At 71.1% G+C, this 22,787-nt stretch carries 29 protein-coding genes; 23 read left to right on the top strand and 6 right to left on the bottom strand.

What is annotated here, in order from left to right; genetic code table 11:
* The 6 genes from Q0L15_RS18880 to flgN form a co-directional block, all read right to left on the bottom strand.
* A partial coding sequence (locus Q0L15_RS18880; RefSeq protein WP_296606046.1) for an MFS transporter occupies positions 1–312 on the bottom strand: 312 nt, incomplete at its 3' end.
* A gap of 233 nt (positions 313–545) precedes the next feature.
* Positions 546–791, bottom strand: coding sequence for a carbon storage regulator CsrA (gene csrA / locus Q0L15_RS18875; RefSeq protein ID WP_296606045.1), 246 nt, complete (start codon positions 789–791; stop codon positions 546–548).
* A gap of 48 nt (positions 792–839) precedes the next feature.
* Positions 840–1,238, bottom strand: coding sequence for a flagellar assembly protein FliW (locus Q0L15_RS18870; protein ID WP_296606043.1), 399 nt, complete (start codon positions 1,236–1,238; stop codon positions 840–842).
* 23 nt (positions 1,239–1,261) lie between these two features.
* A complete protein-coding gene (locus tag Q0L15_RS18865) occupies positions 1,262–2,191 on the bottom strand; it encodes a flagellin (RefSeq protein ID WP_296606040.1) in 930 nt (309 codons plus the stop codon).
* A complete protein-coding gene (gene flgK / locus Q0L15_RS18860) occupies positions 2,191–3,588 on the bottom strand; it encodes a flagellar hook-associated protein FlgK (RefSeq protein ID WP_296606039.1) in 1,398 nt (465 codons plus the stop codon). Before flgK ends, Q0L15_RS18865 begins: the two co-directional genes overlap by 1 nt.
* Position 3,589: 1 nt before the next feature.
* The gene (gene flgN, locus Q0L15_RS18855; RefSeq protein WP_296606037.1) at positions 3,590–4,066 is read right to left on the bottom strand and encodes a flagellar export chaperone FlgN; all 477 of its coding nucleotides are present in this window, start codon (positions 4,064–4,066) and stop codon (positions 3,590–3,592) included.
* A gap of 250 nt (positions 4,067–4,316) precedes the next feature.
* Here flgN and Q0L15_RS18850 point away from each other — a divergent pair, with 250 nt between their 5' ends.
* From Q0L15_RS18850 to Q0L15_RS18740, 23 genes are all read left to right on the top strand, one after another.
* Positions 4,317–5,168 (top strand): sigma-70 family RNA polymerase sigma factor, encoded by an 852-nt coding sequence (locus Q0L15_RS18850; RefSeq protein ID WP_296606036.1) that lies wholly within the window; start codon positions 4,317–4,319, stop codon positions 5,166–5,168.
* Between the two features lie 169 nt (positions 5,169–5,337).
* Positions 5,338–6,483 carry a flagellin gene (locus tag Q0L15_RS18845; protein ID WP_296606035.1) on the top strand — a complete coding sequence of 382 codons (1,146 nt, stop codon included), beginning with the start codon at positions 5,338–5,340 and terminating at the stop codon, positions 6,481–6,483.
* A 127-nt stretch (positions 6,484–6,610) separates the two neighbouring features.
* Positions 6,611–7,951 carry a flagellar filament capping protein FliD gene (gene fliD, locus Q0L15_RS18840; RefSeq protein ID WP_296606033.1) on the top strand — a complete coding sequence of 447 codons (1,341 nt, stop codon included), beginning with the start codon at positions 6,611–6,613 and terminating at the stop codon, positions 7,949–7,951.
* Positions 7,952–7,968: 17 nt separating this feature from the next.
* The gene (gene fliS, locus Q0L15_RS18835) at positions 7,969–8,358 is read left to right on the top strand and encodes a flagellar export chaperone FliS (protein ID WP_296606032.1); all 390 of its coding nucleotides are present in this window, start codon (positions 7,969–7,971) and stop codon (positions 8,356–8,358) included.
* Entirely contained in the window at positions 8,355–8,705 is a 351-nt protein-coding gene (locus Q0L15_RS18830) for a hypothetical protein (RefSeq protein WP_296606030.1), read from the top strand. The genes fliS and Q0L15_RS18830 overlap by 4 nt, the downstream gene beginning before the upstream one ends.
* A gap of 177 nt (positions 8,706–8,882) precedes the next feature.
* Positions 8,883–9,239 carry a flagellar basal body protein gene (locus Q0L15_RS18825; RefSeq protein ID WP_296606029.1) on the top strand — a complete coding sequence of 119 codons (357 nt, stop codon included), beginning with the start codon at positions 8,883–8,885 and terminating at the stop codon, positions 9,237–9,239.
* On the top strand, positions 9,239–9,631 hold the full coding sequence (locus Q0L15_RS18820) for a flagellar basal body rod C-terminal domain-containing protein (RefSeq protein WP_296606028.1): 393 nt from the start codon (positions 9,239–9,241) through the stop codon (positions 9,629–9,631). The genes Q0L15_RS18825 and Q0L15_RS18820 overlap by 1 nt, the downstream gene beginning before the upstream one ends.
* Positions 9,631–9,948, top strand: a complete 318-nt coding sequence (gene fliE / locus Q0L15_RS18815) for a flagellar hook-basal body complex protein FliE (RefSeq protein ID WP_296606026.1) — start codon at positions 9,631–9,633, stop codon at positions 9,946–9,948. Before Q0L15_RS18820 ends, fliE begins: the two co-directional genes overlap by 1 nt.
* Positions 9,949–9,955: 7 nt before the next feature.
* Positions 9,956–11,542 (top strand): flagellar basal-body MS-ring/collar protein FliF, encoded by a 1,587-nt coding sequence (gene fliF, locus Q0L15_RS18810; RefSeq protein ID WP_296606025.1) that lies wholly within the window; start codon positions 9,956–9,958, stop codon positions 11,540–11,542.
* Entirely contained in the window at positions 11,542–12,558 is a 1,017-nt protein-coding gene (fliG, locus tag Q0L15_RS18805) for a flagellar motor switch protein FliG (protein WP_296606023.1), read from the top strand. The genes fliF and fliG overlap by 1 nt, the downstream gene beginning before the upstream one ends.
* Positions 12,542–13,219: a FliH/SctL family protein gene (locus Q0L15_RS18800; RefSeq protein ID WP_296606022.1), complete on the top strand. Its 678-nt coding sequence runs from the start codon at positions 12,542–12,544 to the stop codon at positions 13,217–13,219. Before fliG ends, Q0L15_RS18800 begins: the two co-directional genes overlap by 17 nt.
* Entirely contained in the window at positions 13,216–14,523 is a 1,308-nt protein-coding gene (locus Q0L15_RS18795; RefSeq protein WP_296606020.1) for a FliI/YscN family ATPase, read from the top strand. Before Q0L15_RS18800 ends, Q0L15_RS18795 begins: the two co-directional genes overlap by 4 nt.
* Positions 14,520–14,966: a flagellar FliJ family protein gene (locus tag Q0L15_RS18790; RefSeq protein WP_296606019.1), complete on the top strand. Its 447-nt coding sequence runs from the start codon at positions 14,520–14,522 to the stop codon at positions 14,964–14,966. The genes Q0L15_RS18795 and Q0L15_RS18790 overlap by 4 nt, the downstream gene beginning before the upstream one ends.
* Positions 14,967–14,969: 3 nt before the next feature.
* Positions 14,970–15,947, top strand: coding sequence for a transglycosylase SLT domain-containing protein (locus Q0L15_RS18785; RefSeq protein WP_296606018.1), 978 nt, complete (start codon positions 14,970–14,972; stop codon positions 15,945–15,947).
* A complete protein-coding gene (locus Q0L15_RS18780; protein WP_296606016.1) occupies positions 15,944–17,149 on the top strand; it encodes a flagellar hook-length control protein FliK in 1,206 nt (401 codons plus the stop codon). The genes Q0L15_RS18785 and Q0L15_RS18780 overlap by 4 nt, the downstream gene beginning before the upstream one ends.
* 10 nt (positions 17,150–17,159) lie before the next feature.
* Entirely contained in the window at positions 17,160–17,645 is a 486-nt protein-coding gene (locus Q0L15_RS18775; RefSeq protein WP_296606014.1) for a flagellar hook capping FlgD N-terminal domain-containing protein, read from the top strand.
* A 34-nt stretch (positions 17,646–17,679) separates the two neighbouring features.
* Complete coding sequence (locus tag Q0L15_RS18770; RefSeq protein WP_296606013.1) at positions 17,680–18,543, top strand: flagellar hook protein FlgE; 864 nt, start codon at positions 17,680–17,682, stop codon at positions 18,541–18,543.
* Between the two features lie 127 nt (positions 18,544–18,670).
* A complete protein-coding gene (locus Q0L15_RS18765) occupies positions 18,671–18,961 on the top strand; it encodes a flagellar FlbD family protein (RefSeq protein WP_296606011.1) in 291 nt (96 codons plus the stop codon).
* On the top strand, positions 18,961–19,728 hold the full coding sequence (locus Q0L15_RS18760) for a MotA/TolQ/ExbB proton channel family protein (RefSeq protein ID WP_296606010.1): 768 nt from the start codon (positions 18,961–18,963) through the stop codon (positions 19,726–19,728). Before Q0L15_RS18765 ends, Q0L15_RS18760 begins: the two co-directional genes overlap by 1 nt.
* Positions 19,728–20,636: a flagellar motor protein MotB gene (locus Q0L15_RS18755; RefSeq protein ID WP_296606009.1), complete on the top strand. Its 909-nt coding sequence runs from the start codon at positions 19,728–19,730 to the stop codon at positions 20,634–20,636. The genes Q0L15_RS18760 and Q0L15_RS18755 overlap by 1 nt, the downstream gene beginning before the upstream one ends.
* On the top strand, positions 20,633–21,100 hold the full coding sequence (locus tag Q0L15_RS18750) for a flagellar basal body-associated protein FliL (RefSeq protein WP_296606007.1): 468 nt from the start codon (positions 20,633–20,635) through the stop codon (positions 21,098–21,100). The genes Q0L15_RS18755 and Q0L15_RS18750 overlap by 4 nt, the downstream gene beginning before the upstream one ends.
* A 113-nt stretch (positions 21,101–21,213) precedes the next feature.
* Positions 21,214–22,182, top strand: coding sequence for a flagellar motor switch protein FliM (locus Q0L15_RS18745; protein ID WP_296606006.1), 969 nt, complete (start codon positions 21,214–21,216; stop codon positions 22,180–22,182).
* A partial coding sequence (locus Q0L15_RS18740; protein ID WP_296606004.1) for a FliM/FliN family flagellar motor switch protein occupies positions 22,179–22,787 on the top strand: 609 nt, incomplete at its 3' end. The genes Q0L15_RS18745 and Q0L15_RS18740, both read left to right, overlap by 4 nt.

Genomic DNA, 22,787 nt, shown 5'->3' with positions numbered 1-22,787 from the left:
GACACGCGCCCCGATGAGGACCTCCATGCTCGGGGCGAACGCGGCGATCAGGGAGCCGGCGATGTAGACGATCAATGCGAGCTGGACGAGCAGCTTCTTGCTGAACAGGTCCGACAGCTTGCCCCAGATCGGCGTGGTGGCGGTCATCGCGAGCATCGTCGAGACCACCACCCAGGTGTAGCCGGTCTGGCTGCCCTCGAGGTCGCTGACGATGCGCGGGAGCGCGTTGGTGACGACGGTGCTCGACAGCATGGCGACGAACATCGCGAGCAGCAGGCCGCTGAGGGCCTCCAGGATCTCGCGGTGGGTCATCTCGCCGGACTCCTCCGCGGAGTCGGCCGGCACGGGTGCGGGTGCGGGTGCGGGTGCGGGTGCGGGTGAAGCCTGGGACACAGAAGCTCGATTCACGACACATAGAAGGTTGTCGTGGGCAACTATATTCCCGACATGGTTGACCTGGCCAACCAACGGCTTCGCGGGAGTCCCTGCCGGTCGCGTCCCCGACACGCCGTCGGACGGAACGCGAACGTCAGGGACGATCGGAGTCAGTCGGGGTCGGGGGCGCTGCCGTCGAGCGCGCGGGCGAGGCTGGCGATGACGTCCTCGCTGGGCGAGGCGGCCTGGCGGTTGGTCTCCTCGAGCTGGGCGAGCAGCTCGGCGCGGTGCACCTTGACCGAGCGCGGCGCCTGGATGCCCACGCGCACGACGTCGCCGCGGACCTCGAGGACCGTCACCACGATGTCGTCGCCGAGCACGACGCTCTCTCCGGCGCGACGACTGAGAACCAGCATGTGGTCACGCTACCTGGCGTGGCCGGGACATGGGGCCCGGCCCGCGGGTCACGAGACCAGTGGCGCGGCGAGCGGCAGGTCCGCGTCGTCCAGGACGATCTGACCGCCGCGCAGGCTGGTGGTGTTGACCAGCACCGGCGCGGCCAGGTTGGCCGTGGTCGCGGCGAGCGACGCACCTGCGTTGAGGACGACGAGCAGCAGCACGTCGTCGGCCGAGGCGATCTCGAGCTCGGCCAGCACGTCGGCATCCACCGTGGGGGCGTAGTCGGGGAAGAAGCGCCCGGGCGGCACGACGAGGAAGCTCAGGTCCGGCTCGTCCAGGGACGTCAGGCGGCACAGGTCTCCGGCGTCGTCGAGGCGGACGAGCGCGAAGCGGCGCAGGTCGTCGAACCCGGGCATCGGGCGCACCAGCTCGATCACAGGGAGGTCGGTCTCGTCGGTTGGCATCGTGGCCATCATGACACCGGCCGTCATCGCAGGAAGTCCAAGAGGCTCGGCTGCATCACCCGTGCCGTCGCGGAGAGCGCGGCCTGGTAGCCGACCTCCTGCAGCTTCAGGTCGACGCTGGCCTTCACCAGGTCGGTGTTCTCGACCTCGGACAGGGACGAGGTGAGCCGCAGCTCCGCATCACTCGCCGCGTCGCGGGCCTGCTCGACGCGCTTGGTCCGCGCACCGATGTCGGCCTGGACGTTCGTGATCCGCTCCCGGTCGGCCTCGAGCAGGCCGACCGCGCTGGAGATGCCGGTGCTGTCGCCGGTCTTGAGCGCCGTCGAGAGCGCGCTCAGGTGGTCGAAGATCGAGCTCCCATCGGCGCCGAAGACGTCCGGTCCCTCGACGTCGACACGGACCTGGGCACCGTCGGCGACCGTTCGGATCACACCCTGGACCGGGTAGGTGGCCGCCGGGACGTACTTGATCCTGGTGGGGTCGACAGGATCGGTGGTGTCGACGGCATAGGCAGTCGCGCCGGCGGTCACGCCGCCGAACACGGGCCGGTTGAGGTACGCCGCGTTCGACGTCGACATCAGTCCCTGCCGGATCTGGTCGATCTCGGTGGCCAGCGCGTCGCGGGCCTGCTGGCCGAGGCTGCCGTCGTTCGCGCCCTGCAGCGCGATCTCGTAGGCGCGCCGCACCTGGTCGGTCGCGCTCGACAGGGTGGAGTCGATCTGGTTGAGCCAGCCGAGCCCGTCGTTGGCGTTGCGGACGTACTGCTGCTGGTCGGCGACCGACGCCCGGATCCGCATCGCGGAGGTCGCGCCGGTGGGGTCGTCGGAGGGCCGGTTGATGATGCGACCCGTGGTGAGCTGCTCCTGCACCTTGGCCAGCCGGTTGAGGCCGGCCTGCAGGCCGGTCTGGGCCTGCCGGTTCATCATCCCCTGGGTCATCCGCACGGTGCTCATCAGCGCACCAGCCCGGTCCGGTTGATCAGCGTGTCGAGCACCGAGTCCAGGGTGGTCATCACCCGGGCGGCGGCCTCGTAGGCGCGTTGGGCCGAGAGCATGTTCACGGTCTCCTCGTCGAGGCTGACCCCGGCCATCTGCTCGCGGGCGGAGTCGACCTGGTCGGTCAGTGCTTGCTGGTTCTTGGCGAGCTGCTGGGCGGAAGCGACCTTGCTGCCGAAGCCGTTGACGAGCTGCTGGTACTGGTCGTCGACCTTGACCGCCTGCGCGAGCGCCGCGGCGTTGTTGCCGTCGTTGCTCGGGCCGGCGACCTTCGACACCGCGAGGTCCTTGACGTCGGTGATCAAGACGTCGAACGTGCTGAGGTCCGGGTCTGTGAACTTGAAGAGATCGCCACCTGGGACGCCGCTCGCCTTGTACCCCGCGCGGTGGGCGTCGTTGACCGCATTCACAAGATCCTTGACGACACCCGCGAGGCCGGCGACGTACGCCGGCAGCTCGTCGCGCAGGACGTGCACGGTCGCCCCGAGATCGCCCCCGAGGTCGCCGGCGACGGCCACCTGCGTTCCAGTGGCGGTGTCCTTCGCCGCGAACCCGATCGGGGTGGGCAGGGCGGAGCCGTCGGAGTCGACGCCGCCGGTGACCACCAGCTCTTTCGCGTCAAAGCCCGCGACCAGCGCCGTGCCGTTCAGCTCGACCGACATCGAGCCGTCGTCCTGCACGGTCGCCTTGGCGCCGGTCAGCTCGGAGAGCCGGAGTGCCAGGGCGTCGCGCTCGTCCATCAGGGAGGTGGTGTCGGACGAGCCGTTGAGCGCGGCCGAGATCGTGCGGTTGGTCGCGGCGAGCTGCTTGGAGACGGCGTTGACCTCGTTGACCACGACGACCAGGTGCGAGCGCTGGTCGGCCGCCTCGTCGCCGAGGTGGGCCGACTGCAGCTTGACGGCGTCGACCAGGGTCGCGGCAGCGCCCAGGGCCTGGCTGCGGGCCGCGTCGCTGCCGGGGGCGTTGCCGAGGTCGGCCAGCGTGCCGCGGAAGTCGGCGAGGGCCGCGGCGACCCCGGACGGGCCGGGCTCGGCGAGACCGGTCTCGATGCGGGCGAGCGCTCCGGACACGCCGTCGAGGTAGCTCTGCCGTCCGTGCTCGCGGCGCATCCGGCTGTCGAGCAGGACGTCGGTCATCCGGTCCACCCGCGTCGCCTGGACACCGCTGCTGGTCTCGGTCGACCTCGACCAGCGGGCGGGCGCACTGGCGACACCGAGCGTCTCCCCGACGACCCGGCGGCGCACGTAGCCGTCGGTCCCGACGTTCGCGACGTTGGTGCTGGCGATGTCGAGGGCGGTCTGCTGGTAGCGCAGCGCCGTCAGCGCGGTGTTGATCGAGGCGAACGACCCGGCCACGTCACAGGCTCCGGTCGACGTACGCCGGCGCCCCGACCGCGACGGCGACGTTGCCGGCCGCGGTGTAGGTCGGGGACTCGTTGCCCAGGCCGAGCAGCGACTCGTGCGCGGCGCGCAGGCCCGCCGAGATCAGGCTGCGACTGACGTCGGCGGCACGGACGATGTCGTCGCTGAGCACCGCGAACGCCTCGCGGTGCTCCTCGAGGATCGTCGACCACGGCTCGTCGGCGACGGCCACGAGCGCGCGCAGGCTGGGGTTGGGGCCGAGCCCGACGCCCGCGGCCGCCTCGTCGGCGGCCACCGCGCGCAGCAGCTCGATCTCCCGGACCTGCCGCGCGGCCTCCTCGACGTCGCGAGCCGCGGCGGGCAGCCAGCGGGTCCGGCCGCTGGACATCACCAGGGCCTCCGTCTCGAGCCGGTACAGCAGGCCCTCCAGGAGCTCCCGCTCCCGCCAGAGGACCCACGTCAGCTTCTCCACGATGCCGCTCCTGTCAGATCGGTTGTCCGTCTGAGAGTTCCCATCGGACGGGGCAGCGCGTTGCTGAGGGGTTCTGCACCACTCGCGCGGCGCGCGAGTGGAACCGAGACAGGCATCGATCGGGGCCGTTTCCGGACCTGGTGTGACTCAGATCTCGCGCGTCGGTGTAACGGTCGCGGACCAATGGCGTGTACGGCTCGGGACTTAGGTCACCGGCCAACTACGCAATTTTCGGTACACACTCTGTCGTGTGAACGCGCACAGCGAGACGCCTGAGACCGAGGCGCTGATCCTGGACCACACCGCCCTGGTGGGGCACATCGTCCGCGAGACGATGACTCGGGTCCCCTCGCACGTCGACCGCGACGACCTGACCTCGGCAGGGCTGCTCGCCCTGGTGCAGGCCGCCCGGGCCTTCGACGCCGATCGAGGTGTGCCGTTCAACCGCTACGCCGCGACCCGCATCCGCGGTGCGATCGTCGACGAGCTGCGCAGCATCGACTGGGCCTCGCGCTCGGTGCGCCGCCGCTCCCGCGAGCTGGACGCCACGCGGTCCCGGCTGGCGACGCTGCTCGGACGCCCGGCGACGCAGGCCGAGGTCGCCGATGCGGCCGGGCTCAGCGTGGCGGAGGTCGTCGGCAACGACGACGACATCGCCCGCGCCCAGGTCCTCTCGCTGCACGCCTCGGAGGACGACAGCATCGGCGAGACCTTGGTCGGCAACGCTCCCGACCCGCAGCGCTCGCTCGAGCACCGCGAGCGGCTCACCTATCTCACCGAGGCCATCGCCGAGCTGCCCGAGCGGCTGCGCCTCGTCGTCGAGCAGTACTTCCTCAACGAGCGACCGATGGCGGAGATCGCGGCCACGCTCGGCGTGACCGAGTCGCGGATCTCCCAGCTGCGGGCGGAGGCGATGGTGCTCCTGCGCGACGCGCTCAACCACGAGCTCGACCCGGACCTGCTGACCCCGCACTCGCGGCCCGACGGGTGCGCCGCCAAGCGGCGCGACGCCTACTTCGCCGCGGTCGCGGCTCGTCACACTGCCGGGCTCCGCGGCTGTGCCGTCGAGATCGCCGAGGAGTCGGTGACGATCTCGGCGTAGCTCGCGCGACCTCGCGGTCCCTCTCAACTCACTGAGGCGGCCGGCCCGGAAATTTCTTCGAATTTCCTGGGCCGACCGCCTCAAGCCTTTCCCGGATCTGCCGAAGGACTCCGTGAAGGAACCCACGGACGGGTTCCCAGTCGACTCGCATTCCAGGAAGGAAATCATCATGAGTCTCCGCATCAACCAGAACATCGACGCCCTCAACTCCTACCGCAACCTGTCGGTCACCCAGGGCCAGATGTCCAAGTCGCTCGAGAAGCTGTCCAGCGGCTACCGCATCAACCGTGCGGCCGACGACGCCGCCGGCCTGGCGATCAGCGAGGGCCTGCGCTCGCAGGTCGGCGGTCTCAAGGTCGCTGTCCGCAACACCCAGGACGGCATCAGCGTCGTGCAGACCGCTGAAGGTGCGCTGACCGAGACCCACTCGATCCTCCAGCGGATGCGCGACCTGTCCGTGCAGGCTTCCAACGGCGGCGCGCTGGATAGCAACGCCAAGGACAACATTCAGTCCGAGATCGGCCAGCTCAAGTCCGAGCTCAACCGCATCACGGACACCACCAAGTTCAGCGGCCAGAACCTCCTGGACGGCTCGTACAACGGTCGCTTCCAGGTGGGCGCCAACGCGGGCGAGAACATCGACGTGCAGGTCACGCAGAACATGTCGGCATCCGGCCTGGGGGTCAGCAACGTCGACGTCCGCACGGGCGCCTACGGTGACTCCGCCGCGCTCGGCTCTATCGACTTCGCGGACACCACCGCTGGTGGGCCCGCGATGACCGTGGACACCGGCGCTGGAGCCCTCACGCTTGATCTCTCCGACTGGGCTGTCGGGGGCGACGCGGATGCCGCCGCCAAGAACCTGGCGCTCGTTCAGTCCGAGCTGACGAAGAAGCTCGAAGGCACCGGTTGGAACGCCGCTGTCAACGAGTTCGGGGGCGTGGACTTCTCGTCTGCGGACTCGGCGGCGACGATCGACTTCACCGTCGGTGGAGCATCGGTTGTCTCGGGCACGGTCGCGGCGACTGCCAGCGGTGGCGCCGAGGCCGCAATCACGGCGATCGACGACGCCATCAAGACGGTGTCGACGACCCGAGCGAACCTCGGTGCCGTGCAGAACCGGTTCGAGCACACCGTGAACAACCTCAACGTCGCGGTCGAGAACCTGTCCGCGTCCGAGAGCCGGATCCGCGACACCGACATGGCGGCGGAGATGATGAACTTCACCCGCTCGCAGATCCTGTCCCAGGCCGGCACCGCGATGCTCGCCCAGGCGAACCAGGCCCCGCAGGGCGTTCTCTCCCTGCTGCGCTGATCCGTACGACGGATCGGCCGCCGGCTGACCGTCGTTGCACCCGGCCCCCGGGAGAGCGCCACCCCGCTCTCCCGGGGGCAACCGGGGGCCGAACGGCCCCACCGTCCCGTCGACCAGGAGGAGCCCGATGGCAGGCAGCATCAGCGGTCTCTCCAGCGGCATGGACACCGCCACGATCATCGACCAGCTCATGCAGCTGGAGGCCATCCCGCAGACCCGGCTCAAGTCCCAGCAGAGCGCCGAGAAGTCGGTCATCGCCGCACTGCGCGCGCTCAACACCGACACCTCGCTGCTCGCCGGCAAGGCCGAGGCCCTCGCCAAGGCCGAGACCTGGCAGAGCATGAAGGCGACGAGCAGCAACAGCCTGTTCACGGTGAGCACGACCGCGTCGGCCCTGGCGACCAAGCTGAGCCTCACTGTGGTCCGCCCCCCGGTCGCTCACCAGCAGACCTACTCCACCTCAGTTGCCCTCAACGCCCCCGTCCTGACCAGCCCGGACGGTACGTTCGCGCTCACGGTCGGCGGCACCACCAAGAACCTCACCTCCGACGGCACCCTCGGCGGCGTCGTGAAGGCGATCAACGCCGCGAAGGCCGGCGTCACGGCCACGCCCGTGCGCACCGCCGACGGCACCTACCGGCTCCAGATCACCGCTGACCAGGTCGGCAGCGCCTCCGCGTTCGACCTCACCAACATCGACACCGCGAAGCTCGGCGCGGCCACCGTCCGCACCGGCGTCGGCGCCCAGGTCGACGTCGGCGGCATCCTGGCCGAGTCGAGCACCAACGTCTTCACCGATCTCGTGCCCGGTGTCACGGTGACCCTGGCCGACGGCGTCGTCGCGGGTGCCACACCGACCACGGGCACGATCACGGTCGCCCAGGACACCTCGAGCGTGAAGTCGTCGGTAAGCGCTCTCGTCGACCAGCTCAACAAGCTCCTGACGTCCATCGACGACCAGACCGCCGGCAAGACCGCGACGACGTCGGCGGGCGTGCTGGCCGGCGACTCCACGGCCCGGAGCCTGCGCAGCGCGCTGCTCAACACGGTGTTCGGGACGGGCAACACCTCGATGTCCACCCTGGGCATCCAGACCGACCGCTACGGCAAGCTCGTCTTCGACGGCGCCGCGTTCGACAAGGCCTACGCCGCCGACCCGGCCGGCGTGGCGGCCAAGTTCACCACCGGTGCCACCGCGGCCGACAACGGCTGGGCCGCCCGGGTCGCCGCCGTCGCCAAGACCGCCAGCGACTCGACCAAGGGCAGCATCACGTCCGCGATCGCCGGCCGCAACACGACCATCGAGAGGCTCACGAAGAGCATCTCCGACTGGGACGACCGGCTCGAGATGCGCCGGTCGACCCTCGAGCGCACGTACACCGCGCTCGAGACCGCGCTCAACGGCCTACAGAGCCAGGGCAACTGGCTGGCCGGCCAGATCGCGTCGCTGCCCTCCTACTCATCGTGACCACGGAAGGAACACCGATGAACCCCTACCAGAACGGTCGCGAGGCCTACCTCGCCGCCTCGGTCTCCACCGCGAGCCCCCAGCAGCTGCTGGTGATGCTCTACGAGCGGCTGACGCTGGACCTGCAGCGCGCCTCGGAGGCGCTGCGCACCGGGGAGCCGAGCAAGGCGCACGAGCCGCTGCTGCACGCGCAGGAGATCGTGCTCGAGCTCAACGCGAGCCTGGACCTGAAGGCCTGGGACGGGGCGAGCGGCCTGGCGTCGCTCTACGACTACCTGCACGCCGAGCTCGTCAAGGCCAACATCGGCAAGAACCTCCGGATCACCGACTTCTGCCTCGACCTCGTCTCGACGCTGCGCGACACCTGGCGCGACGCGGCGATGGGTCTCGTCGCGGAGTCGGCATGAGCACCGACGTCGTGGGGCGCAACGCCCCCGACCTCGACGAGCACCTGCACTGGGAGACGGCTCTCGACCGGCTCGAGCTCGACGTGATGCTCGCCGAGCGCACCCTGGCCGACCCGAGCCGCGACCGGCACATCGGCGAACCCTGGGACGAGCCGACGCTCGCCGGCCCGATCCCCGCCGACCTGGTGGAGCGGGCCCTCGAGATCCGGGAGCGCCAGCTCCAGGTCGAGGCCGAGCTCGCCCGGGCCGTCGGCGTTGCGCGGTGCCAGCACCGGTTCGCCGATCGGGTCGACCGCGCCACCGGTCGTGGCGCCGGGCGCTCGGTCTACCTCGACGTCGAGGCCTGATCCCTCGACCGGCGCGGTCCGTCTAGACCGCGGCGCGATCCGGGCCGAGGAATCGATTTCTTCTCGTCTGTTTCGCTCAAGTAGCGGCGCGGAGCGCCGAAGTTCCAAGCGAGCAAGGATCGCTCACCCCCGCCGAAGGAACGGCAACGACCACCCCTCTTCTTTCGGAGGCTTGGCATGCCGTTCGCGTTCTCGGATCCTGTGGGTGCGGTGCTCAACGCCGCTCTGGACGGGGTCGCCCTGCGCCAACGAGTGACCGCGGACAACATCGCGAACGTCGACACCCCCGGCTACCGCGCGAGCAGCGTCGACTTCGAGTCGAGTCTGCGCGCGGCCATTGCCGCCGGCGACCCGGCCTCGGCCGGGCCCGCGACGACGCTGCCCACGGACACCCCTGTCGGCGCCAACGACAACAACGTCGACCTGCGCAAGGAGACCCTCGCCGCGGTCCAGTCGCAGTTCCAGTACCAGATGCTCACGCGCGCGACGACCGACCGGTTCACGTTGATCAAGACCGCGGCGGGTGTGGCCTGATGGGCGCCTTCGACACCCTCGCCATCGCCGGCTCGTCGATGGGGGTCCACCAGACCTGGCTCGACGTCCTCGCCTCCAACATCGCCAACGTCAACACGGTCACACCGACGAGCCAGAGCGCGTTCCAGGCGCAGATGCTCATCGTCCGCTCCGCGCCCGGTGGCGGCGTCGAGGTCGCCGGCCTGGCCGAGAGCGACCCGCAGGGCCGCCTGGTCTCCGACCCGGGCAACCCGATGGCCGACGCCGACGGCTACGTCCGGGCCCCCGACATGGACATGTCCGCCCAGATGAGCCAGCTGATCATGGCCCAGCGCGGTTTCCAGGCCTCGGTCCAGGTGACCAAGCAGGCGCAGGAGACTTACACCGCCGCGCTGCAGATCGGGCGTGCCTGATGAGCGTCAACGGCATCGAGGCGATCGGCTTCACGCCGTACGTCGCCCCCCAGCTCAGCGGTGTCGAGTCGGTCCGCGGCAGCTCGAAGGTCGACTCCTCGTTCGGCGACCTGGTCGTCGACGGGCTCGACCGCCTCGAGGCCGTCCAGGACCGCTCGGACAAGCTCGCCGTCCAGGCCGCGACCGGCGACCTCAACGACATCCACGACTACACGATCGCCGCCACCGAGGCGTCGGTCACCACGCAGCTGACCGTCGCCGTCCGCAACAGGGCGCTCGAGGCGTTCAACGAGATCATGCGCATGCCGATCGGATGAACCACGGATGAAGCAGAGACTGAACCGCGGCTTCAGCAGCCTGCGGACCACGTTCACCTCGTTCACGCTCGGCCAGCAGGTCGTGGCCGTGATCGGGACCCTGGCCATCCTCCTGGCCGCCTTCATGGTGTTCCGGTGGGTCTCCACCCCCGACTACGCGCCGCTCTACAGCAACCTGGCCGCGTCCGACGCCTCGGCGATCGTCGACGAGCTGGACTCCCAGGGCACGCCGTACAAGCTGGCCAACGGCGGCTCGACGGTCATGGTGCCCCGCGACTCGGTCTACGCCACCCGGATCTCGCTGAGCGGCCAGGGCCTGCCCGAGCAGAGCAGCAGCCAGGGCTACTCGCTCCTGGACAACCAGGACATCTCGACCTCGGAGTTCCAGGAGCAGACCGACTTCAAGCGCGCGATGGAGGGCGAGCTCGCCTCGACCATCGAGGCCATCGACGGCGTCACCACCGCCGTGGTGCACCTCGCACTCCCGCCGGCCAAGGTCTTCGCCGACCAGCAGGACCCGCCGACCGCCTCGGTGCTCATCGACACCGCCGCCGGTACGACGTTCGGCCCCGAGCAGGTGCAAGCCGTCGTGCACCTGGTCGCCTCGAGCATCGACGGCCTCGACCCCGACAACGTCACCGTGACCGACTCCTCGGGCAAGGTGCTCTCCTCCAGCGACGCCGGCGCCCTGGGCGCCGCCACCCGTGACCAGCAGGTCGCCGCCTTCCAGCAGCAGACCAGCCAGCGCATCCAGACGATGCTCGACCGCGTGGTCGGACCGGGCAACTCGACCGTGCAGGTCACCGCGGACCTCGACTTCGACAAGTCGGTCTCGGAGTCGACGACCTACGGCAAGCCGGTCAAGGGCTCGCTGTCGTCGAGCTCGAGCAGCGAGAAGTACAACGGCCCGGCCGGCGGCTCCAGCAGCACCGGCGTCGTGGGCCCGGACGGACAGATGGACAGCTTCGGCGCCGCGGGCGGTGGGAAGTCCTCCTACGTCAAGGAGTCGCAGACCTCCGACAACCCCATCCCGACCACCGTCGAGCACCGGGAGACCGCACCGGGCAGCATCAACTCTCTGCACGTCGGTGTCGTGCTCGACACCACGGCCGCGCAGAGCGTGAACGCCACGGACGTCCAGGACCTGATCACTGCAGCCGTCGGGATCAACCCGACCCGAGGCGACACGGTCCAGGTCTCGACGATGCCGTTCGACCGGACCGCCGACAAGGCGGCCGCGGACGAGCTCGCCGCGGCGGCGAAGGCCGCCAAGGAGAAGCAGATGTGGTCGATGGTGCGCAACGCGGGCATCGCGGTCGCGGTGCTGGCAATGCTCCTCATCGCCTGGCTGCGCGGGCGCAAGAAGGCCAAGCGTCGCGAGCAGACCACCACCTACCTCGTGGAGCAGCTGCGCAACGATGCTGCCGAGCGGTCCGCCGCCGTCGCCGCGGCGATGGAGGCGAGCCCCGCCCTCGCGGCGCTGGAGAGCACCAACGAGACCGACGAGATGCGCCGTGAGCTCGCCGGCCTCGCCGCCGAGCAGCCCGAGGACGTCGCTGCGCTGCTGCGCGGCTGGCTGGTGGAGCGTCCCTGATGGCGACGATGAACCTCACCGCCGCCGGGGTCCGCAAGGCCGCCGTCGTGCTGATCCAGCTCGGCAAGGACGGCGCCGCCTCGGTGCTCAGCCACCTCTCGGACGCCGAGGTCGAGGCGATCTCCGCCGAGATCGCCCGGCTCGAGTACGTCGACGCGACCGAGAGCATCGCCGCGCTCACCGAGTTCCGCAACATGGCCAACGCGAAGGCCAACATCGCCCGCGGCGGGCTGGGGTTCGCGCGCACGATGCTCGAGCAGTCACTCGGCGCGGACAAGGCCAGCGAGATCATGGAGCGCCTGCAGGCGGCCGCGGTCCAGATGCCGTTCCAGTTCGTGCACCGCGCCGACCCGATGCAGCTGCGCACGTTCATCGCCGATGAGCACCCCCAGGTCATCGCGCTCGTGCTGGCACACATGACCGCCGAGAAGGCGTCCCTGGTCCTCTCCGGGCTCCCGTCGAACCTCCAGGCGGAGGTGGCACACCGGATCGCGGTCATGGACCGCACCTCCCCCGAGATCATCCACGCGGTCGAGCAGAGCCTGGAGCGCAAGCTGTCCTCGGTGCTCCAGCCCGCGGAGATGTCCCGCGTCGGCGGCGTCGACCCGCTGGTGAGCATCATCAACCGCTCCGACCGGGTCACCGAGCGCCAGATCGTCGACGGCCTCGAGGCGCTCGACGCCGAGCTGGCCGAAGAGGTCCGCAGCCGGATGTTCATGTTCGAGGACATCGTCAAGCTCGACGACCGCTCCGTGCAGCTCGTCGTGCGCCAGGTCGACCAGGCCGAGCTCGCCATGGCGCTCAAGGGCGTCAGCGACGCGGTCCGCACCAAGATCACCTCGAACCTCTCCAGCCGCGCCGCCGAGACCCTGCTCGAGGAGGTCGACCTGCTCGGTCCGGTCCGCCTCGCCCAGGTCGAGGAGGCCCAGCAGTCCGTGATCCGGCGCATCCGCCAGCTCGAGGAGCAGGGCCAGATCATCATCAACCGCGGGAGCGACGATGAGCTCGTCTCCTGACGGCCGCCAGGTGCTCTATCGCGCGGTCGACCGTCCGGAGCTGCGCACCGGGGTGTGGACGCGGCTCGGCGACAAGGCGGTCCTCGGCGACGAGGTCACCGAGGCCGCCCTCGGCAGCCTCGCCGAGCGCACCCACAGCGCCGCACGCGCGCAGGGGTACGCCGTCGGCTGGGCCGAGGGACGTCAGGAGGCCCTGGTCCGCATGTCGGAGGTGGAGGCCACCGCCGAGCAGCGCCACCACGACGAGGAGGAGCGGCGCGAGGAGGAGCACCGGGCCGCCGCCGCCGCGCTCGCCGACGCGGCCGACGCGCTGCGCCGGGCCGCCGCCGACGCCACGGCGATGATCGCCGAGCAGGCCACCGAGCTCGCCTTCGAGCTCACCCGGACGCTGGTCGGCCACGAGCTGTCGGCCGCGGCCGACCCGGGGGCGGCCGTGATCGCGCGGGTCCTCGCCACGCTCCCCGACGACCCCTCGACCGTCGTACGGGTCGGCACGGCCACCGCCGACTCCCATGCCGCCGTCCTGCTGCAGGAGCACGGCGTGCGCCTCGTCGTCGACCCGGACCTGGGCCCCGGTGACGCGGTCGTGGAGACCGACACCGCGGCCATCGACCTGTGCGTCCCCTCCGCCCTCGCCCGCCTGCGGGAGGTGCTCAGATGAGCGCGCTGCTCGAGCACCACCGCGTCGAGGCCCGGCACGCCGTCCGGCCGGTCACGCTGGGGCGCGTCGTCGGCCTGCTCGGCCTGCGCGTGACGATCTCCGGCCTCCCCGCCGCGCTCGGCGACCTGCTCGAGGTCCGCGGGCTCGGCGGTCCGGTCCCGGTCGAGGTGGTCGCCAGCGGCGACGGCCTGCTCACCTGCCTGCCTCTCGGCGACACCACGGGCCTGCGTGCCGGCGACCACGTCGTCAGCACCGGCGAGGGCCTGCGGATCCCCGTGGGCGACGCCCTGCGTGGCCGCGTGCTCGACGGACTCGGACGACCCATGGACGGGGGGCCCGCCCTCGAGGGGCTGCCCAGCGTCGTCGTCGACAACCTGCCGCCGGCGGCCCTGAGCCGCCCACGCATCGCCGAGCAGCTCGGTCTGGGCGTCCGCGCCATGGACGGCCTCATCTCGTGCGGCCGCGGTCAGCGCATCGGCATCATGGCCGGCTCCGGTGTGGGCAAGTCGAGCCTGCTCTCGATGATCGCCCGGGGCACCGACGCCGAGATCTCCGTCATCGCGCTGATCGGCGAGCGTGGTCGCGAGGTCCGCGAGTTCCTCGAGAACGACCTCGGGCCCGAGGGACTGCAGCGCTCGATCGTCGTGGTCGCGACCTCCGACGAGCCACCGGTGGTCCGGCTGCGGGCCGCGTTCGTCGCCACCCGCATCGCGGAGTGGTTCCGCGACGCCGGCCGCCACGTCGTCCTGATGATGGACAGCCTGACCCGCGTGGCCCTGGCCCAGCGCGAGATCGGCCTGTCCGCGGGCGAGCCGCCGGCGACCCGAGGATTCCCGCCCAGCGTCTTCGCCCTCCTCCCCCGCCTGCTCGAGCGGGCCGGCACGTCGCCCGAGGGCAGCATCACCGGCCTCTACACGGTGCTGGTCGAGGGTGACGACATGCAGGACCCGATCGGCGACTCGGCGCGGTCGATCCTCGACGGGCACGTGGTGCTCTCGCGCGACCTCGCGACCTCGGGGCACTTCCCGAGCATCGACGTCCTCGAGTCGATCTCCCGCGTGGCCACCGCCGTCATCAGCCCGGAGGGGCGCCAGGACGCCACCCGCCTGCGGCGCCTGCTCGCGGCGTACCGCTCGGTGCGGGAGCTGGTCGAGATCGGTGCCTACGTCAGCGGCACCGACGCCGACGCCGACGCCGCACTCGCGCTGATGCCTCGCATCAACGACTTCCTCCGTCAGGACATGTCTGACGTGACCCCGACCGCGGACACCTGGTCCGCCCTGCACGAGCTGGTGAACTCATGACGAACCACGGCGAGGCCGGCCTCCGCGGCCTGGTGCGGCTGCGCAACCTCCGGGAGCGCGACAGCCGGCTCGGGCTCGCGACCGCTCTGATCGAGGAGAACGCCGCCGCGGCCCGGGTGCGTGCGCTCGAGAACCAGGTCGGGGACGCCCCTGACGTCGAGCTCAGTGACGTCGAGGCCTTCCGCGCCCGCCAGCACCGGCTCGAGGCACTGGCCACCGCTCTCGCTGAGGCTCGCGCCGCCCAGGCCTCGGCCCACCAGCTGGCCCTCGCGGCCCGCAGCCGGTGGATGGAGGACCGCACCCGCCTCGCGGCGGTCGAGTCGCTCGTCGCCCGCCGCGCGGCCGCCGTCCGGGCGGAGAAGCAGCGCCGGGAGAACCGCGAGATGGACGAGATCGGCCAGGACCTCTGGCGTCGCGCCCAGGGCGCCGCGGAGGTGTCCTGACCGATGAGCATCACCGACGTCACCTCTCGGATCGGCCAGATCCAATCGCAGCTGGCGCTGCTGGCTCCGCGCACGACCGCGAACACCTCCGCGGCGTTCGCCACCTCGCTGCGCACCGCGGCGACGCCCAGCTCGCCGGGCACCCTCGGCGCCGCCGGGACGTCCACCTCGGCTGAGGCGGTCGTCGCCGCGGCGAAGAAGTACCTCGGCGTGCCCTACGTCTGGGGCGGCACCGACCCGGCGAAGGGCCTGGACTGCTCCGGCCTGGTGCAGCAGGTCTACGAGGACCTCGGCTACGATCTCCCGCGGGTGTCCTACCAGCAGGCCGAGGCCGGTCGCCCCGTGAGCGGTGGCCTGGCCAACGCCCAGCCGGGAGACATCCTGGCCTTCGGCTCCCCCGTGCACCACGTGGGCATCTACATCGGCGACAACCAGATGATCGAGGCCCCCCGCCCCGGCCTGGACGTGCGGATCGGCCCCGTCTACGAGACCCCGAGCGCGATCCGCCGCATCCTGCCCGAGGGCTCCGCCGTCGGGCCCGTGAGCCCGACGGACTCCGCTGCGCCGCTGGCCGCGACCGTGGCCGGTCGCGTGTCACCGGGCACGCCGTACGCCTCCCTCTTCGAGGCGGCCGGGCAGCGCTACGGCATCAGCGCGGAGCTGCTCTCCGCCGTGGCGCGGCAGGAGTCCGGCTTCGACCCCCGCGCGACCAGCCCCGCCGGTGCGCAGGGCCTGATGCAGCTGATGCCCGGCACCGCCGCCGGGCTGGGCGTGAAGAACCCCTACGACCCGACGCAGGCCGTCGACGGAGCCGCGCGTCTGCTGAGCACGCTCCTCGACCGCTTCGGCTCGACGCCGCTCGCGCTGGCGGCCTACAACGCCGGACCCGGTGCCGTCCTGCGCTACGGCGGCATCCCGCCGTACCCCGAGACCACCAACTACGTCCGCTCCGTGATGTCGATGCTGGGAGACGCCGCATGACCACCACCCCGATCGGGGCTCCGGCCCCGGCCATCGACCAGGGCGCCCCCGGCGCGGCCTCCGCCACCGGCTGCGGGGACGTGTTCCTGGCGCTGGTCCAGAGCATCCTGGACGCCGAGCCGAGCCTCACGCAGCCCGCGGCGTCCCAGGGCGCCGATCCCACCGCGGTCGGGGTCACGCCCGGCCAGCAGGAGGAGCCGCAGACCGACGCCACCGACCCGAGCCTCACGGTCGTGACGCCACCGTCGGTGCTCGCGGCGCTCGCGGCCGGGCTGCCGACCGTCGTGGCGCCTGCGCCCGTCGTGTCCTTTGGGTCGGGCACCGCCACCTCGGCCGAGACCCCGGCCGACACCACGGCCGACACCACGGCGGTGTCGGGCGTGACTGCGGGCTCGTCCCCGTCGGGGGCCACCACCACGACATCTGGCGCACCCGTCGTCGACGCTCGAGAGCTCCGGGCACCGGCGGAACGCTCCTTCGCGGCTCTCCCCGCGGCACCTGCCACCGCCGCCGAGGACGAGCCGTCGGCCACCACCGCGTCCGCGCCCGCCGCGGCGTCGGGCGTCACCTCGGCTGCCCCCACCTCAGCCCCTCCGGCGCCGACAGTCGCGAGCGTGGCGGCCCCGAGCGCTCCTGCGGCGGTCGGCACCACGACACCGGCCCCCGCGAGCCCGGTCGCCCACCAGGTCTTCCCCGAGGTCGTCCGGCTCACCACGAGCACCGAGGGACCTCAGCGCGTCACGATCCGGCTCAATCCCGAGTCGCTCGGCGAAGTCCGGGTGGTGCTGACCGAGCGCCGTGGTGTCCTCGAGGTCAGCCTGAGCGCCAACAGCGAGGCCCGGCGCGCGCTGCTCGACGGCACGCCCGAGCTCCAGCGCCTGCTCGACGCCGTCGGGCGGGGGGACTCGCGGATCGTCGTGCGCGACGGGTCCGGTCTCCCGGTCACCGCTCCGGCACCCGGCTCGAGCGCCCCCGGCACCTCGACGGGGCAGTCCGGGTCCGGCATGTCCTGGTCGGGCGACCTCAGCGGAGGAGCCGGCACCGGTGCGGGCCGCAGCGGCGCCGAGACCGGTCCCGACCAGGGCCGCCACCCCCTGCCTGGAAGCACCACTGCCACGGACGGCATCACCGCCGCGACCTCGTCGCGGACCACCACCGAGACGGTCACGGGGGCCCGGTCGGGCCTCGACGTGACGATGTGAGGAGAGACCCGTGACCGTATCGGCCACCGAAGCCGTCACCCCCACGCCGGCAGGCATGTACCAGCCGGCCGCCGCCGCCACCTCGGCGGACGACAAGGAGATGTTCCTCAACCTGATGGTCGCCCAGCTGCGCTACCAGGACCCGATGAACCCCGCCGACTCCGGCGAGTTCCTCGCGCAGAACGCGCAGTTCACCGCCCTGGAGAAGATGCAGGACGTAGCCGACCAGACGGCGGCGCTCCTGGCGGCCCAGATCTCCTTCGGCGCCAGCGGCCTGGTCGGCCGCTACGTCTCCTACCTCGACGCCGACGGCACGTCGGCCTCCGGGCTCGTCGGGTCGGTCAGCTACGACGCCAACGGCCCGATGCTCGTCGTCGACGACGCGTTCGTGACCCTCGGCCAGGTGCAGTCCGTCAGCGCCACCGGACCCGAGGGCGACCCGACCGATGCCGCACCGAACGCTCCCGCCTCCGACACCCCGACCACCAACGCCTGACCATCCGCGTCATCCACCCACCAGGAGACATCCCATGCTTCGCTCCCTCTTCGCCGGCATCAGCGGCCTGCGGGTCAACCAGACCATGCTCGACGTGACCGGCAACAACATCGCCAACGCCAACACCATCGGCTTCAAGTCCAGCTCGACGGTGTTCCAGGACACGCTGTCGCAGATGCTCACCGCGAGCTCGGGCCCGACCGGGGCGACCAACACCGGCCTGGGCGGCACCAACCCGATCCAGGTCGGTCTCGGCGTCCAGGTCGCCGCGACCAACACCAACTTCAACCAGGGCTCGAACCAGACCACCGGCCGGCCCACCGACCTGATGATCAACGGCGATGGCATGTTCGTGGTCAAGCGCGGCAACGAGGAGACCTACACCCGCGCCGGCGCGTTCAGCTGGGACAAGAACGGGACGCTCGTCTCGCCTGGCGGCGGCCGCGTCCAGGGCTACGCGACCAACCCGGACGGGACGCTGCCCGCCGGGCCGACGCTGACCGACATCGTCCTCCCGCAGGACAACGGAGGAACGCCTCCGAGCGACCTCGCGTCGTACGAGATCGGCAAGGACGGCAAGCTCACCTGCACGTTCGAGAACGGCACCAAGACGGTCGTCGCCCAGGTGGTGCTCGCCGACTTCAACAACCCGATGGGCCTCGCGAAGGTCGGTGAGACCAGCTTCACCACGACGGCCAACTCCGGCGCGGCCGAGTACGGCGTGTCCGGACAGGGGAGCCTCGGCTCGCTCAGCCCCGGCTCGGTGGAGATGTCGAACGTCGACCTCGCGGCCGAGTTCACCAACCTGATCCTCGCCCAGCGCGGCTTCCAGGCCAGCTCGCGGGTGATCACGACCTCCGACCAGGTCCTCGAGGACCTCGTGAACATCAAGCGCTGAGCTCAGCGCTGACCCCAGCCTGATCGACGCTCGGGTGGGCTGGACCGCTCAGGTCCAGCCCACCCGAGCCGATCACAACTTCGAGCGCCACGGATGGTTGCTCGGCAATGGCCCAAGGACGGTGCACATGATCACGCTCAGGCGACTCTCGGGAACGGTGTTCGCACTCAACTCAGACCTGATCGAGCGCGTGGACTCCACTCCCGACACGGTGGTCACGCTGGTGGACGGCAAGAAGTACGTCGTCACCGACACTCTCGAGGAAGTCGTCGCCGCGGTGCGCTACTACCGCGGCGAGGTCCTCGCCCTCAGCTCCTTCATCGACGTCGAGCCGTGGCCGCAGGAGACCCAGCGGCTGGGCACCGTCACCGAGCACCCGGCTGCCCACCTGAGCCGGATCGACCGAGCTGACGCCTGATGGATCCCGCAACCCTGATCGGGGTGGTCCTCGGGTTCCTCGTCGTCATCGTGGTGAACGTCCTCGAGGGCGGCAACCCGATGGCGCTCTTCCTGCTGCCGCCCATGCTGCTGGTGTTCGGCGTGACGCTGCTGATCTGTCTGGCCGGCGGCACCATGGGCGATGCCAGGCTCGCCTTCCGCGGCCTCGTCCGCGCCTTCACCGCCGGCGCTCCCAACGGCGCCGTGCTCGTGCCCCAGCTCGTCGCATCGGCCGACAAGGCCCGTCGCGAGGGACTCCTGGCGCTCGAGGACATGGTCTCCGAGATGGAGGACCCGTTCCTCGCCAAGGCCCTGACGATGGCCATCGACGGCACCGACCCCGAGGAGCTGCGCGACATTCTCGAGGCGGAGGTCCAGGCCAAGCGCGCCGAGGTCAAGCAGGCGGCGAAGTTCTGGAACTCGGCAGGTGGCTACGCCCCCACGATCGGCATCGTCGGGACGGTGATGGGCCTCGTGCACGTGCTCGAGCAGCTCGCCCAGCCCGAGAAGCTCGGGCACCTCATCGCCGGCGCATTCGTCGCCACCCTGTGGGGAGTCATGTCCGCCAACGTGATCTTCCTGCCCATCGGTTCCCGGCTGACCCGGCTGGGCGAGCTCGAGGCCGCCCAGATGGAGCTGGTGATCGAGGGCGTCGCCGCCGTGCAGGCCGGCTCCAACCCGCGCGTCGTGGCCCAGCGGCTGCGCTCGCTGCTGCCGGTCGACCAACGCGGGGAGGAGGCCGCCTGATGAGCACCCCTCCGCGCCGCCGCAAGAAGCACGTCGAGGAGCCGGAGCACGACAACCACGAGCGCTGGCTCGTCACGTACGCCGACATGCTCACGCTGCTGATGGTGCTGTTCATCGTGATGTTCGCGATGAGCCAGGTCGACGAGGCCAAGTACAACGCCCTGAAGTCGGGTCTCGCCGTGGGCTTCGGTGGCCAGGCCTCGATCATGAGCGGCAGCGACTCGGTGCTCGACAACGACCTCGCCCAGGTCGGGTCCGAGGTCGTCTCGAGTGCTGCCTTCCAGTCGCTGCCCGCCGAGCAGCAGCAGCTGGTCCGAGACGCGATCGACTCCGAGGAGAAGCGTCGCCTGCAGGCCACCTACGCCGAGGCCGAGGCCGAGGCCAAGCGGCTCGAGGCCGTCCAGGCCAAGCTGCTGGAGGCCCTGCGGCGTGCCGGCCTGGAGCGCGACGTACGCACCACCATCGACGACCGCGGCCTGGTCGTCAGCCTGGTTTCGCGGCACGTCGTCTTCCAGCCGAACATCGCCGACCTGAGCCCGCGGGGGCAGCGCGTCGTGGACACGCTCGCGAAGGTCCTCGTCGACGTCCCCAACGACCTGCGGATCGACGGACACACCAACCAGGAGCCGGTCAAGCCCCGGTTCTACGCGACCGACTGGGACCTCTCGGCGGCTCGAGCCGTCACCGTGCTGCGGCGCCTGAACGAGCGCGACGGCCTGCCGAAGACGCGGCTCTCGATCTCGGCCTTCGGCCACGAGAAGCCCCTGATCGACCCCGAGGTGCCGGGCTCGCAGGAGATCAACAAGCGGGTCGACATCGTGGTCCTCCCGCAGACCAGCGCGGAGGCCACCCAGCTGATCGATGACGTGCTGAACGCCCGACCGGGCGGACAGGGGGAAGTGAGATGAGCGTGACCGCCATCAAGGCCACCAAGGCCGACAAGGCAACCGACTCCGACGAGGGCAAGGACAAGGACAAGAAGGGCGGCAAGAAGAAGCTGCTCATGATCGTCGCGGTCGTGCTGCTCGTCGCGGGAGCGGCGTACTGGTTCGTGCTCAAGCCGAGCAGCGGCGCCGAGGAGGGTCCCAAGCCCGGTCTGATCGTGCCTCTCGAGCCCACGCAGATCAACCTGGCCTCCGGCCACTACCTCAAGCTCGGCATCGCCCTCCAGATGGTGGAAGGCGCCCCCGAGGACGTCGACGGGAGCAAGGCCCTCGACGCCGCCATCGACCTGTTCAGCGGCCGCACGGTCGAGGAGGTCTCCACCGCGAAGGAACGTCGCGCGCTCAAGGAAGAGCTGGCGACCACGCTCGAGAAGTCCTACGAGGAGGAGGTCATGGGGGTCTACTTCACCGAGTTCGTCACCCAGTGACGCCCGGTCGGCACGGCTCACGGACGAGCCCCTCCGACCCGAACCACCACGCCTGGACGTGACGGCGGCCACATCGGCTGCCCACATCTCTCAGGTAGTCCCACGATGCGCCGATGGAAGTCATCGTGGCCCCTTCCGACGCTCCCGTGACGCAGTCCGTCGCGCCTGCGACCGACCGTCGTTCCCGGCGCGCCGCGGCGACGGTGCAGCCCTACGACTTCCGGCGTCCGATCCAGCTCTCCCGTGAGCACTCCCGGATGCTGCAGCTCGCCTTCGACGACTTCTGCCGCCAGGCGACGACGGTCTTCACCTCCTCGCTGCGCACCGTGTGCTCGGTCAGCCTGTCCTCCATCGAGCAGCGGACGTACGCCGAGTACATCGACTCCCTCGACAGCTCGACGTACCTCACGGCGTTCTCCGCCGAGCCGCTCTTCGACCGCGGCGTGCTGGAGATCCCGCTCAACGCCGTGATGACGTGCGTCGACCACATGCTCGGCGGTCCGGGTCGCTCCGAGCAGCCCGAGCGCCCCCTCACCGAGATCGAGGCCGCCGTCGCGACCGGCATGACCACCCGGCTGCTCGGCGAGATGCGCTACTCGATGGCCTCGATCGCGGCGTTCGAGCCGGCCGTCAAGGGTGTCGAGTACAGCCCCCAGTTCATCCAGGTCGCCGGCGCGTCCGACGTGATGGTCGCCGCCAGCCTCGAGCTGCGGATCAACGAGCGCACCTTCCGGATGACCGTCTGCATGCCGTTCTCCGGCCTCCTCCCGCACTTGGTGCGCGCCGCAGCACCGGCCGCCGTCTCCGAGCGCGAGCGTGCCCAGCGGGCCCGCGCCGCGGCCGAGCTCGCCGGCCAGTTCGAGCGGGTCCCCGTCGACGTCGCGGTCAGCCTGCGCCCGACGAAGATCAGCCCCGCCGACCTCGCCGCGCTGCGACCCGGCGACGCCCTCCGCCTGCACCACCCGGCCGCGGCACCTCTCGAGGTCGTCGTGGACGGCACCTGTTTCGCGCACGCCACGCCCGGGACCAGCGGGTTCCGGCTCGCCGCCCTCATCGTGGGCACCCCGAAGGAGAACGCATGACCACCGCCCAGACCATCGCGGACCTCGAGCGTGCAGTCACCGCCGCGAGCGCCGTCGTCGCCGTCCTCCCCGCCTCGGAGCCGGTGACCGCCGGAGCCCCGCGCCCGGGCGACCCGGCCGATCCCGCCCTCGCCGCGTTCGCCGGCGCGGTCGTCGCAGACCTCGACGGCGCCGCGTCCGCGAGCCTCGGGGTCCTGGTCGCCGCCGACCTGGTGGCCGCGCTCGCGGCCAGCCCACTGGGCGGCCTCGACCTCGCTGCCGCGCTCCAGCCGAGCATCGATGCGGCCGCCCAGGCCCTCGGCGCCCGGTCCGGCGCCGCCCGGCAGGTCGAGGTGGCCGCCGTGGCCGCCGAGATCGGCACGCCGTACGTCGTCGTCCCGCTCGACGGCGCCGGACCTGTCGCCGCGCTGCTGGTGCCCGAGACGCTCCTCGGCGCCGACGCGACCCCGGCGCTCCCGCCCGCCTCCCCCACCGGCTCCGTCGTCGGCAACTCGCGCGGCATCGAGATGCTGCACGGCGTCGACATGGAGGTCACCGTCGAGATCGGCCGAGCCCGGATGACGGTGCGCGAGCTGCTCGACCTGGCCCCGGGCGCCGTGCTCGAG

Source organism: Nocardioides sp. (assembly GCF_024509035.1).
GTDB lineage: Bacteria > Actinomycetota > Actinomycetes > Propionibacteriales > Nocardioidaceae > Nocardioides.
Note: the sequence above shows the minus strand (reverse complement) of the source record. Positions and strands in the feature narration are given on the sequence as shown.